Raw genomic sequence first — 11,581 nt, forward strand, 5'->3', positions numbered from 1 at the left:
GGCCACGGCGCGGACCCGTCCTTGGCGATGCCACCGGACCCACCCGGGCAACGGTTGGAGTGCTTCGTGGCAAACGTCGTGAAGCCCGAGCCCAGGAGCGGCGACAAGGCGTCCAGGGGCGCACTGAGCGCCCGCAGCGTCGGTGGCAGCGTCTGGCTGGAGAAGTTCAGGGAAACGCGGGTGGAGTGGCCGTTGGCGTCGTAGAGGCCGGAGGACTTGCCCCCGAACGACGTCAGCAGACCGGACACCAGATCCGGCACGTACGGCAGCGCCTCGTCGACGATGCCGTCGGAGGCCCGCAGCGCCCGGGCGGTGTCACGCAACGCCGGATCGGCGGAGCGCTCCAACGCCGGCAGCCGCCTGAGGCTCTCGTTGAGCACCGGCAGCGTCTGCCGGACGTCGGTCAGCAACGGCCGCGCCTGCGCCGTGAACGGCCGGACCACCCGCAACGTCCGCGCCAGCCGCGACGCGACCGGCCGCGCCTCACGCACGACCGGACCGGCGTCGCGCAACAGCCCCCGCGCGTCCGCGAGCGTCGTGTTCGCCTGGCGCAACGTGCCGGGCGTGCGCTGCAGCACGTCGCTCAGCGCACGACGCTCCGCCGACGCCGCACGAACGGTGCCGGCCGTCGCGACGAGCCCCTGCTCCAGATCACCGCGCTGCGCGGCGAAGAGCGACGCCAACGCGGAGCCGCGCACCACGAACCGCTGCAGGTCCGCATCGTCGGAACTGACCTGCTCGACCGTCTTGGCCGTCTGCGCCAGCGCCGGACTGAGCGTCGAGATCAGCTCCCGCGTCTGCGGCCCGAGATCGGAGAACGCCTTCGCACCACCACGGATCAACGTCTGAAGACCGCGCTGCCCCTCGGCAGCGAAGAGCGTCAGCACCTGATCGATGTCCGTCGCCGCGCGCGTGTCCTGCGCCTCGATCCGGCCACCGTCGGCGAGCTCCGGCGCGCTCTGCGGCCCGACCTCAAGCGACACGAACCGGTTGGCGATGCTCGACAACGAACTGTTGCGAATGATCGCCTGCGTCCCACGATGCAACGGCTTGTACGCGTCATCGGTGATCGACAGCACCAGCTCCGCCTGACCATCGTTCGCGAGCTGCACCTTCGAGACCGTCCCGATCGACGCGCTGCCGACCTTCACGAGGTTCCCGGTCACCATCTGACCCGCATCAGGCACCACCATCACCACCCGATACGACCCCGACCCACGCATCACCAGCACCACGACCACGACCACGACCACCAGCAACGCAAGCACCACCCTCCCGACCAGACCACCGAGCTTCTCGCCGAACGCCCTCATGCGCTCGGTCCGGTCCGCTGCAGATCGCTTGATGGCGGTGACGGCGGGTGCACCAGCAGCACGACGGTCGGGCTGGGGACTTCTTCGAGATTCAAGGCTCTCCCGCCTGACGGGCCCGCGGACGGGGCCGGATCGCTCGCTGGTGCGTGAAGCGAGTGCTCCGCGACGGAACGGGATCCTACAGCGTGTCGACACCATGTCGACGGACGTTCGTCACAGACGCTGCGTCATTGAATTCCGGTCTCGGTCACACTGTCGCCGGGCGTGCACCGCCGCTTCAGTGAGTGGGTGACGATCTTGCCGGTTCTGTCCAGCCTGCGGACGCCTCCGATGCGCAACCGGTGATGAAGGTGGTAGGTGCGTGACCCCGCCAGTGGACGCCTGATCCGCCAGATGAGAAGTCGAGCATCGAGCCGCGAGTCCCGGTCCCGTGAGGTCAGAGTCGCGGAGGCACCCAGAGGTGCGGCATCGCTAGGCTCGGCGACGGGTGAGGTCCGGCCCGCGAGGCGCGGCGCAGCTGATGCCGTCGAGCAGCGCCTTCGCTGCCTCCGAGGTGACGTTCTGCGCGGTCCATTCCGCGTAGAGGTGGGTGGCGGCGGGCGTGACGAGATCGTCGACGGCCAGGCGCACCTCCCGCACGATCGAGAGAACCTCAGGATCGTGGTCGCTGATGTCGAGGGTGTGGTCAAGAAGCCTGCTCCACGCATCGTCGGCAACGCTTCGATCGTGTCTGCCGCAGAGCGCGTGGCTCAGCGCGTTTCCGAGCTCGAACAACCTGAGGGTGTGAGCGCTGCTCAACGGTCAGGACCGGGGCGTGTCGTCCCAGTGGCTCCAGGCCTCCGGCAGGGGCTGCCCCGTCCGGCGGAAGTGGGCGAGGTCCACAACGATGAAGAGCGCGTGGGCCTCGGCCAGCAGGGCGGTGCCTCGATGCATGGTGGCGCGGGTGTACAGCTTCCGGCCCTCGCGGCGCTCGAGGTGTGCCTCGACCTCCAGGTCGTCACCCAGGACCGCCGGGGCACGGAACTCGACCGTCAGGCTGGCGGTGACGGCGGGGAGGTGGAGGGCGCTGGGGACGGCGCCGAGGACGTCGTCGAAGACCGCCGCGACCGCACCGCCATGCGCCAGCCCCGGACCACCTTCGTGGTGGGAAGCGAAGCGGATGGTGCCGAGCACCCGTCGGTCCTCGATGTGCATCTGCAGCCCCATGCTCGAGGGGTTCTCGGTGCCGCAGCCGAAGCAGTTGGGGTGATGGGCGGGAATCTCGTAGGTCATGCCGGGCGCTGGTCGCTCGGGCCCATCGACAACCCGGGGTACGCCCGGGCGTAGGTGTCGAGGATGCGTTGAAGGGGGAGGTCGTCGAACGTGCCGTGATCGCGGACGTACTCCATGTACCGGCCGCCGGTTCCGTCGAAGGGGTGCAGCAGCGCGTCGCCGGTTCCGTCGAAGTCCAGGGGCGCGACGCCGACGCGCTCGCACAGCTCGCGGTTGAACGCGGGGCTGGCCTTCAGCCACCGTCCCCCGAGATGGAGCACCGCGTAGCCGTGGTACAGGAACACGTCCGTGCCCATCGCCGTGGCCAGCCGCTCGGACTGCAGGTGGTTGCGGACATCGGAGAATCCCAGCCGCGCCCGGATCCCTCGGTGCCGCGCCGCGGCGACGAGGAGCACGGCCTTCGGCACGCAATACCCCTTCCCGGTGGCCAGGACCGCGCTTGCCCGGTAGGCCGCGGCGTCGGTGGGCAGGTAGTGCGGGTCGTACCGGATCTCGTCACGCGCTGCCCGGAACAGCCGTTCGGCGACCTCCTCCGGCGCGGTCGCCGCCCCGACCGCGCGGTCCGCGAACGCCCCCACCTCGGGGGCGTCGTGGTCAAGGAACTCGGTCGACTCCAAATCGGTCGTGGTCCTCGGATGCGTCATCGGCGGGGGTCCTGGCGCCCGTGGGTGATCGGTGGCGCGGCGCCTCTATCAGCAGTCATGGAGCTCCGCATGAGTCGGGTGTCGAGGGCGGTCGGTGGCGATCAGTCGGCGAGGGGCGCGAACTCGCCCTTCTGGGCGCCGCAGACGGGGCACGACCAGTCGTCGGGGATGTCCTCGAACGGTGTGCCAGGCAAGATCCCGCCGTCTGGGTCGCCATCCTCCGGGTCGTAGATAAAACCGCACGGTTCACAGATCCATTGCTGCACGCCACGAAGATACCGCAACCCCGACGATGTGTTGACGGTGCGTCAAGAGCCGCGTCGAGACGAGTGTCCTCGGTCGAGCCGAGGTCTCGTCGGTCGTGGCTGCCGGCAGCCACGTCGCTGCCCGGCCCGGCCCACGTCACCGCGGCGCAATCGGTGAGGCCGGGCTCACGGCAGCAGCAGGGCGTCGTCGCCCGATCGGCGTCGAGCACCGATGCGCAACACGGTCTCGCGTTGTCGGGACGCAGTGAGCGTCCAGCGCCCGGGCGACAGATCCGCCTGGAGGGTCGCGGCTGTTCCCGGGGCGACGTCCGCGCGCGTCCGGGCGACCGTGGCGCCAGAGGATCGTCGCAGCGCCAGAGGCGTGCTCGATGACGTCTGGTTCGTGACGACGATCCGGACGGGACCGGCTCCGACGCGGCCGGGGGAGACGCTCACGCCGCGGTCGGTGATCGCGACGCTCATCTGCAACGTCTCGGGCGGCCGGCTGCCGTTCGGCTTCTCGGACACACGCCCGCAACTGGCGACGATCAGCGACGCGCCGACCACGACCAGTGCCGTGCAAGCTCGTCCTGGGGTCGAAGAGGGCCTCATGGGCCGACCTCCACATCGAGGGTGCCACTGGTCGCGGCCTCCTGCGCCGCGACCGCGCGGGCGTCGTCGAGGCCGGCGCTGACGCTCCAGCGGAGGGTGTGACGTCCGAGACGAACGGGGCTGAGCATCCACACGAAGGTCCGGCGCTCGCCGGCCTCCAGGGGTCCGATCGACCACGTGTCTCGATAGGCGGTGCTCGCCCCACGAGGCGGGGCGTCGACGATCCAAACCGGTCGTCGCGGATCCGCGACGCGACCGGCCCCGTTGTCTCCGACCTCGATGGCCTGCGAGAAGCCCGTCACGGTGACGTTGGCCGTCGGCAGCGACCGCTCTCTCTCGCGGTTGACGATGGTCAACCGGAGGGGGTATGTCGAACCGGGGCGCTGCGCCGACTCGAACCTCGCAGTGGCGGCCACGTTGAGCGCCGCACCTTCAGGGGCGTCGGCGGCCACTCCTCCGGAGCCGCAACCGGCGAACGCCCCGATCGCCGCCGCCGATGCGGTCAGGCCGACGAGGCTGCTGACGGACGGCCTCACGGGCGTCGATAGCGGTCGGCGCCGGTGCGGACGGCCATGACCACTGGTCGGATCGCGCGGATCGCGGAGGTCGGGGGTGGCACGGTGGGTCCGTTCGTCGGGTGAACTGGTGGTCGAGCGCTCGGCGTGGAGGGCCGACCCAATGGCCGTACTCTCCGCGCACTGAGGTCGCGAAAGGAAGGAGGAAAGAGCCCGTCCCTCGGGACAGGGACAGGCTCGCGGCGATGGCTGGTGCCGCGGGACGTGTTCAGCCCGCCAGGCGGACGGGGAGGGTCTTCAGCTGGCTGGAGAACTGGGAGACGACGTAGGTCGGCTGATCGCTGATCGTCATCTTCGGGAAGCGCTTCACGGTCTCCTCGACGAGGATCTTCAGCTCCAGGCGAGCCAGGGCGGTGCCGAGGCAGAAGTGGCGACCCCCGGCCCCGAACGCCTGGTGCTCGGGGTTGCGGTGCACGTCGAACTGGTGGGGGTTCTCGTAGCGCTCTGCGTCGCGGTTGGACGACGGGTACCAGAGCGCGACCTTGTCGCCGGCCTTGATCAGTGCGCCGTTGAGCTCGATGTCCTTGGTCGCGGTGCGCCGGAAGTGCGCGAACGCCGGGAACATGCGCAGCGCCTCCTCGACCGCGCTGGCGGAGAGCGACGGGTCGTCGACCAGCATCTGCCACTGGTCGGGGTTCTCCATCAGGATCCGCATCGTCGACGTATACGTCGCCTTGGTGGAGTCGTTGCCGGCCGCCATCATGAGGACGAACCCGGCGAAGATCTCTTCGTCGCTCAACGTGTCGCCGTCGATGTCCGCGAAGACGAGGACGCTCGTCATGTCGTTGGTCGGGTTCTCCCGCCGTGCGGCCACGAGCTTCATGCACTTCTCGTACATCCTGGGGATGTCCTCGGCCACCAGCGCCTCGAGGCCCTTCGGGTTCAGCGTCGTGTCCCCGAACCCGAGCAGCGCGTTGATCGCCTCCGCCCACGGCTTGTCGTCCTCGGGGTCCAGCCCCATGAACTCGCCGATCACGCGGGAGACGACCGGCTGGGCGACGTCCGAGACGAGGTCGGCGTGCTCACGCCCCTCGAGCCGGCCCATGACGCCTTCAGTGATCTCGCGGATCGCGGGCTCGTGCGTCGCGATCGCCTTCGGGGTGAACGCCTTCTGGAACAGGTTCTTGATGCGGTCGTGCTTCGGCGGGTCCATGCCGATGAACATGCCCTGGACGAGCGGGACCGGGATCGACTCGTCGGTGATGATGATGTTCTGGGCCGACGAGAACCCCTGCCAGTCGCGACTGACGGTGTGGATGTCCTCGGCCCGGGTCACCGACCAGAACCCGGCGTCCTTGGGTGACTGGGCGATTCCCGGGCTCCAGTGCACCGGGCACTCGGCGCGTAGGCGTTCGAACACATCGTGGGGCGGGCCCTGGAGCCACAGCTCGTCATCCGCGACCTGCAGGGTGGTGAGGTCCTGGAATGCTTCGGTCGACATAGCGTCAAACATACCGTCGCCGTTCGCGTCGGTCAAACGCATGGGTGGGTCGGACGGCGTGCTTGACACCGCGATCGACTTCGGGTCGAATCGGATGGCGGGGCGGTCCCGTGGGCACTCGTCGAACGACAGCAGGACGCACCATGCGCATCGCGCCGATGGATCTCAACTGGTTGGTGCTCGAGCGCGCGGAGAGCCCGGCCCACGTGGCCTGCCTGGCCGAGTGCACGCCCCCGGACGGTGCCCCCGACACGTTCGTGGCGGACCTGGTCGCGGGCTGGCGGGCGCACCGCACGTTCGCCAAGCCGTTCAACCGGCGCCCGCGGTTGCTGCCGGTGCCGGTCTGGGACGTCCTGCCCGACGACGAGGTCGACCTCGACTACCACTTCCGTCACTCGGCGCTCCCGGCGCCGGGAGGGGAGCGCGAGCTCGGCATCCTCGTGTCGCGCCTGCACTCCCACGCCTTGGACCGCCGGCGACCCCTGTGGGAGCTGCACATCATCGAGGGCCTCGGTGACGGGCGGTTCTCCATGTACCTGAAGGTGCACCACTCGCTGATGGACGGCGTGGCGGGCATCAGGATGCTCGGCCGCGCCCTCAGTGCCGATCACGACGCTCGGGACCACCCCCCGATCTGGGCCTTGGGGTCTTCGTTCGCCCGGCCGCAGACGCCTCCGCCGCCCACGGCGGAGGCGCGCGTGCTCCGGAGCGGGGTCGAACGCGTCCTCGCGACGCCGGTGCGATCGGTCCGGGGCCTCCACCGGGTGGCGGTGGGGGGTCGAGGGATCGCGCGGCTCGCGGCCACGCAGGTCGTGGGCGGGCTCCGGCCCCGGGAACGTGACGTGGCGATCCCGTTCGTCGCCCCGATGTCTCCGCTGAACGGATGCATCCACGGGCCCCGTCGGTTCGCCACGCAGCACTACGCACTGGAGCGGCTCAAGGCGCTGTCCAAGGACGCCGGCGTCACGATCAACGACGTCCTGCTCGGCGTCTGCTCCGGGGCGCTACGGAGGTACATGTCGGAGATCGACGCGCTGCCGGATCGGTCGCTGACGGCGACGCTGCCGGTGTCCGTGCGGCTGGAGGCCGACGAGTCGGGCGGGAACGCCATCACCTTCATCCACGCCCGCCTCGCCACGGACATCGAGCAGCCAGCGCCGCGCCTCCAGCGCATCGCCGCCAGCACCAGACACGCCAAGAGCGTCCTGGGCCGACTCCCGCGTGACGCGATGAACGCCTACACGATGCTGCTCATGGCGCCCTACATGACTCAGCTCGCGGTCGGGCTCGGCGGCCGGACCAGACCGATGCACAACGTGGTCGTCTCCAACGTTCCCGGGCCGCGGCAGCCGCGGTACATCGAGGGTGCAAGGGTGGACCAACTGTACCCGCTGTCCGTGCTCTTCAACGGGCAGGCCCTCAACGTGACGGTCATCAGCTACGCCGGCACCATGTGCATCGGATTCACCGGGTGCCGGGACAGCCTGCCGAGCATGCAGCGGATCGCCGTCTTCTCGGGCGACGCCCTGGAGGAGCTCGAGCGTGCTGTGTACGCAGGTGTTGCGAACGGTTGACCCGCCGGGCCGTCCCGAGGACACGCTGCCCCGGTGGGTACCATCACCTGATGGCGGTGTTGTCCAGGCGCGACGATCCAGACGCGCGTGGTCGCGGAGAGAGCGAGTTGATCGACGCCGCGATCTCCCTGATGGAGGAGGGCGAGTCGTACGCGAGCATGACCGTCGCGTCGATCACCTCGAGGGCGGGGCATACGCGGACCGCGTTCTACTTCTACTTCCGGGACAAGCGCGACCTGCTGATGGCGGCCACCGATCGCCTCGTGGGGGGGTTGTTCACCGACGCGGACCACTGGTGGAGCGGCGGGGGCGGCCGGCAGGTGCTCGCGACGGCGCTGCAGACCATTCTGCAGGACTACCGCAAGTCCCGGGCCCTGATCCGGGCCCTGGTCGAGGCGACCAGCTACGACCGCGTCGTCGCCGACTACTGGCACGGCGAGATCGAGCGCTTCATCCTGGCCACGGAGGCGCGGCTGCCCGAGACCTACACGCCGCCGACCCGGCGAGGGGTCGCTTCCGCACTGGTGTGGATGATCGAGCGCACCTACTACTTGCGGATCCTGGACGACGACACCGCCGGCGACGCCGTCGCTGTCGAGTCCTTGCTCGAGATCTGGACACGGGCGCTCGAGCTCCGGCCCTGACCACCGGGCGGGGCGCGGCTGGCCCCGGTCGGGCCCAGGGCATCCTTGCCGCCACCGGGGGCCGACCGGCGGTGTCCGTGCTCAGCGAGCGCGCGTCGCGAGGAGGTTCGAGGCGATGATCGACTTGCGGACCTCATTCGTGCCGGCACCGATCTCGTAGAGCTTACCGGCGCGGTAGAGGCGGTTGACCTCGGTCTCCCACATGAAGCCCATGCCGCCGTGGACCTGAACCGCCTTGTCCAGGATGCGCATGAGGTTGTTGCCGGCCACGAGCGCTAGGGCGGCCGAGCGCGTGGCGATGTGCTGGTGGGCCACGCCGAAGGCGGTGTTGCCGACTTCGGTGGCGACGTCGAGCGTCATGCTGCGGAGAGATTCGACGTCGGCGTACATCTCGGCGATCATCGCCGCGACCATCTGAAACGAACCGATCGCGGAGCCGAACTGCTCGCGATCCTGCGCGTAGGCGATCGTGAGGTCGATGGCGCGCTCGGCGAGCCCGAGGCAGGAGAACGCGAGGCAGACGCGCTCGCGGTCCAGGCCGTTCATCACGACCGCGACGCCGCTGCCCTCCTCGCCGACGCGGTTGGCTGCCGGCACTCGACAGTCCTCGAACAGGAGCTCGCCGGTGGGGCTCCCGCGCAAGCCCATCTTGATCAGCTTCTGGGCCACGGAGAAGCCGGGGGTGGTGGTCTCGACGAGGAAGGCCGTGATGCCCCGCGGGCCGGCGGCGAGGTCGGTCTTGGCGTAGACGAGCACGACATCGGCGATCGGGCCGTTGGTGATGTAGATCTTCGTGCCGTTGAGGACGTACTCGTCACCGTCCCGGACCGCGGTCGTCCGCATGCCACCGAGGGCATCGGAGCCGGCACCGGGCTCGGTCAGACCGAGGGCGCCGACCAGGGAGCCATCGATCAAGCCCGGGGCGAAGCGCTGCAGGAGCGCGTCGTCGGCGTTGGCCAGGAGGTTGCCCAGGCAGAGGTTCTCGTGGGCGAGGTAGGAGAGACCCACGGCGGGGTTCCAGCGCGAGATGGCCTGGCCGACCATGCCCTCGCTGAGGAGGTCGAGGCCGGCGCCGCCATAGGCCTCCGGGGCCTGGACGCCGAGGTAGCCCTGCGCGCCGAGGCTGGGGAAGACCTCGGAGGGCCACCACTCCTCGTCGTCCATGCGCTGCTGAAACGGGAAGAGGACGTTGCGGGCGTACTCGTCCGCCGCCGCGAGGATGTCCCGGTGGTCGGAGGTCAGCAGTCCCCCGGCGAGCGGGGTGGTCGGAGTCGTGGAGCTCATCGGTCGATCATCCGGGTTCGTTGACGCTGTGTCAACGTGGTGCCTGGGCCGACGGATCCCGCGTCTGGCGGGCCTCGGTCAACGGGTTGCCGGCGGCGTCGGCGGAGCCCGCGGCCGGCCACGGACCGGTGTGGTTGTCGCGAGCACCGTCGAGGGTGAGCACCGATCCCGAGAAGAAGTCGCCGGCGGGGGAGGCGAGGTAGGCGACCAACCAGGCGAACTCCTCCGGCGTCCCCAGCCGGCCGAGAGGGACCAGGCCGGCGGCGGCGTCGACCATCGGCCTGGGGTACTTCGTCATGAAGATGTCGGTGGCGAACTGGCCGGCGGCGATCGCGTTGAGGCGGATCCCGAAGCGGGCCCACTCGATCGACAGCTCGCGCATCATGTTCTCGACGGCGGCGCGGGCGGCGGAGCTGTGCACCATGCCGGGCAGGCCGTGGTGGGGGGAGAGCGTCACGCTGACGACCTTGCCTCCGGCCGGCCGGCCGTCGGGCCCGGCGGGGATCATCGCCTTGGTCGCGACGGCGTGGGTCATCAGCCAGGTGCCGTCGAGGTTCAACCGCGTCACGGTGCGGAAGCCCTTGGGGCTGATGGTCTCGGCGGGGGCGAGGAACTGGCCGCCGGCGTTGTTGACGAGGGTGTCGATGCGTCCATGACGGGCCAGGACGTCGTCGACGAGGCGGTCGACCTGATCTTCGTCCCGGATGTCGCAGACGTGGGTGCTGCACGCCGCGCCCGCCGAGGCCGCGGTGTCCTCCAGGGCGTCGGCACGGCGCCCGCAGATCGCGACCCGCGCCCCGAGGGCCACGAGCTCGAGCACGGCCGCCCGTCCGAGGCCGGACCCGCCGCCGGACACGAGGACGACCTGGCCGTCCAGGAGACCGGGAGCGAAGATCGCCGAGGGGTTGGCGGCTCGGGTGGTGTTCGTCGTCTCGGGAATGGTCATCGCGCGGCGGCGGGGGAGTCCGTAGGTGCCTGCCGGCCGGGCGCGGGCAATCCGAGGGCGGCCCGCGCCTCGTCGGCCGTCGCCAGGCGACGGCCGGAGTGCACGGCCATCGTGCGGGCCTTCTCGACGAGCTCGCCGTTGGACGACGCCATCGTCCCGTCCGGAAGATAGAAGTTGTCCTCGAGGCCGACACGGACGGATCCGCCGAGCGCCAGCGCGGCGCCGACCATCGGCCACTGGACGCGGGAGATGCCGATGACGCCCCAGTGGTGGTGTGCCGCCGCGCCGTCGTCGCCGGGGAGGGCGCGCCCGACCTCGGCGAGGTTGTCCGCCATCGCCGCGAGGTTGCGGGCGGTCGGCGGGATCCCTCCGGTGACGCCCATCACGAAGTCGGCGTGCAGCGGGCCGTTCAGGAGGCCCATGTCGATCAGCGGCCCGAGGTTGCCGACGTGTCCGACGTCGAAGCACTCGTGCTCGGGCTTGATCCCGAGGCGGCGCATGGCCTCCAAGAGCGCGACGATCTCGGCGAACGGGTTGAGGAAGACCGTCGAGAAGACGAACTCCTTCCGGCGCGGGGAGTACTTGGCGTAGTTCATCGACCCCATGTTCAGCGCGGCGACCTCGGGTCGGCAGGCCTCGAGGTAGGCGATGCGCTTCTCCACCGGTACGCCCAGCGCCCCGGTGGAGAAGTTGATGATCGCTGCGTTCCCGACCTCCGAGCGGATGGCGTCGGAGATCGCGGCGAAGTCCTCGACCTCGTAGCTCGGCCGACCGTCCGGGGAACGTGCGTGGATGTGGATGTGGACCCCGCCCTCGTCGACGATCCGCCTGGCCTCGGCGGCGTACTCCCCCGGCGTGTACGGGATGGCCGGGCACTGGGCGCGATCGGCCAACGAGCCGGAGATCGAGCAGGTCAGGACCACGGGGTCGTTGAGGGACATCGGTCCTCGGTTCGTTCGATGGGCGGACGACGCGCAGGCATCCGGACGGCATGTTGACGACGTGTCCGTGTCTGTATAACAGTGGCGACC

General features: G+C 70.0%; 13 protein-coding genes. 2 read left to right on the forward strand and 11 right to left on the reverse strand.

The annotated features are described in order from the left end of the window. The 8 genes from PAI11_RS16320 to PAI11_RS16355 form a co-directional block, all read right to left on the reverse strand. The coding region (locus PAI11_RS16320) for an MlaD family protein (RefSeq protein ID WP_040600661.1) at nt 1–1,313 on the reverse strand (1,313 nt) is incomplete at its 3' end. 471 nt (nt 1,314–1,784) lie between these two features. After that, nucleotides 1,785–2,087, reverse strand: a complete 303-nt coding sequence (locus PAI11_RS16325; RefSeq protein ID WP_040600662.1) for a hypothetical protein — start codon at nt 2,085–2,087, stop codon at nt 1,785–1,787. 27 nt (nt 2,088–2,114) lie between these two features. Beyond that, a complete protein-coding gene (locus PAI11_RS16330; RefSeq protein WP_007576777.1) occupies nt 2,115–2,585 on the reverse strand; it encodes a PaaI family thioesterase in 471 nt (156 codons plus the stop codon). Beyond that, nucleotides 2,582–3,202, reverse strand: a complete 621-nt coding sequence (locus PAI11_RS16335) for a transglutaminase-like domain-containing protein (RefSeq protein WP_007576779.1) — start codon at nt 3,200–3,202, stop codon at nt 2,582–2,584. Before PAI11_RS16335 ends, PAI11_RS16330 begins: the two co-directional genes overlap by 4 nt. Nucleotides 3,203–3,330: 128 nt before the next feature. Then, complete coding sequence (gene rd, locus PAI11_RS16340; protein WP_007576781.1) at nt 3,331–3,495, reverse strand: rubredoxin; 165 nt, start codon at nt 3,493–3,495, stop codon at nt 3,331–3,333. A 165-nt stretch (nt 3,496–3,660) separates the two neighbouring features. Beyond that, the gene (locus tag PAI11_RS16345) at nt 3,661–4,041 is read right to left on the reverse strand and encodes a hypothetical protein (protein ID WP_138974371.1); all 381 of its coding nucleotides are present in this window, start codon (nt 4,039–4,041) and stop codon (nt 3,661–3,663) included. A 41-nt stretch (nt 4,042–4,082) separates the two neighbouring features. Continuing rightward, nucleotides 4,083–4,622: a hypothetical protein gene (locus PAI11_RS16350; RefSeq protein WP_040600665.1), complete on the reverse strand. Its 540-nt coding sequence runs from the start codon at nt 4,620–4,622 to the stop codon at nt 4,083–4,085. A gap of 247 nt (nt 4,623–4,869) precedes the next feature. Then, entirely contained in the window at nt 4,870–6,102 is a 1,233-nt protein-coding gene (locus PAI11_RS16355) for a cytochrome P450 (RefSeq protein WP_007576783.1), read from the reverse strand. A gap of 143 nt (nt 6,103–6,245) precedes the next feature. Here PAI11_RS16355 and PAI11_RS16360 point away from each other — a divergent pair, with 143 nt between their 5' ends. Together PAI11_RS16360 and PAI11_RS16365 are read left to right on the forward strand one after the other, a co-directional pair. Continuing rightward, nucleotides 6,246–7,676 carry a WS/DGAT/MGAT family O-acyltransferase gene (locus tag PAI11_RS16360; protein WP_040600666.1) on the forward strand — a complete coding sequence of 477 codons (1,431 nt, stop codon included), beginning with the start codon at nt 6,246–6,248 and terminating at the stop codon, nt 7,674–7,676. 50 nt (nt 7,677–7,726) lie between these two features. Next, on the forward strand, nt 7,727–8,320 hold the full coding sequence (locus PAI11_RS16365; protein ID WP_040600667.1) for a TetR/AcrR family transcriptional regulator: 594 nt from the start codon (nt 7,727–7,729) through the stop codon (nt 8,318–8,320). 81 nt (nt 8,321–8,401) lie between these two features. Here PAI11_RS16365 and PAI11_RS16370 read toward each other — a convergent pair whose 3' ends face one another. Genes PAI11_RS16370 through PAI11_RS16380 form a run of 3 tightly spaced genes read right to left on the reverse strand, consistent with a single transcriptional unit; the run spans nt 8,402 to nt 11,491 of the window. Beyond that, the gene (locus tag PAI11_RS16370; protein ID WP_007576788.1) at nt 8,402–9,604 is read right to left on the reverse strand and encodes an acyl-CoA dehydrogenase family protein; all 1,203 of its coding nucleotides are present in this window, start codon (nt 9,602–9,604) and stop codon (nt 8,402–8,404) included. Between the two features lie 31 nt (nt 9,605–9,635). After that, nucleotides 9,636–10,550: an SDR family oxidoreductase gene (locus tag PAI11_RS16375; RefSeq protein WP_007576790.1), complete on the reverse strand. Its 915-nt coding sequence runs from the start codon at nt 10,548–10,550 to the stop codon at nt 9,636–9,638. Next, entirely contained in the window at nt 10,547–11,491 is a 945-nt protein-coding gene (locus PAI11_RS16380; RefSeq protein WP_007576792.1) for a beta-keto acid cleavage family enzyme, read from the reverse strand. The genes PAI11_RS16375 and PAI11_RS16380 overlap by 4 nt, the downstream gene beginning before the upstream one ends. Nucleotides 11,492–11,581 lie beyond the last annotated feature (90 nt).

It is taken from the genome of Patulibacter medicamentivorans (genome assembly GCF_000240225.1).
GTDB lineage: Bacteria > Actinomycetota > Thermoleophilia > Solirubrobacterales > Solirubrobacteraceae > Patulibacter > Patulibacter medicamentivorans.